This is a genomic window from Solirubrobacter ginsenosidimutans (assembly GCF_027587205.1).
This window is the reverse complement of sequence record NZ_JAPDOD010000148.1, coordinates 1-558: the sequence shown is the minus strand read 5'-3', so window position 1 is coordinate 558 and position 558 is coordinate 1. Positions and strand designations below refer to the sequence as shown.

The 558-nt window shown below is 74.6% G+C and carries 1 protein-coding gene; it reads left to right on the top strand.

What is annotated here, in order from left to right; genetic code table 11:
• A partial coding sequence (locus tag OM076_RS44575; RefSeq protein ID WP_270046775.1) for a universal stress protein occupies window positions 1-558 on the top strand: 558 nt, incomplete at both ends.

The window sequence follows — 558 nt, the reverse complement described above, 5'->3', positions numbered from 1 at the left end:
CGACGCCTCGGTACCACGCGCGCTGCACGCGTTCGCCCGCGACGAGGCGGCAAGCATGATCGTCGTCGGCTCCACCGCCCGCGGCCACGCCGGTCGCGTCCTCCCGGGCAGCACCGCCGAGCGGCTCCTGCACGGGTCATCGTGCGCCGTCGCGCTCGCTCCGCGCGGCTACACCCGCACCCCCGTCGAAACCGTGGCGGTCGGCTTCGTCGATTCGCCCGAGGGGCACGCCGCCCTCGCGGTCGCGCACATGCTCGCGGATCGCTCGCACGCGAAACTCCGCGTGATCGCGGCGCTCCATCCCTCCAGCGCGCTGGACGCGCCCACGGCCGGCACCACTCCGGCGCCCGAGGGCCGCCACCGCGCTTCCGTGGAAGCGGCATTGAGCGCCGCACTGAACGCGCTTCCGACCGGCGTGGAAGTCGAACCGGAGATCCACGTCGACGATCCCGCCGAGGTGCTGCTCCGAGCCTCCGCGCACGTCGAACTGCTCGTCTGCGGCTCCCGCGGCTACGGCCCACTCCGCAGCGTGCTGCTCGGCGGCGTCTCGCGCCGGCT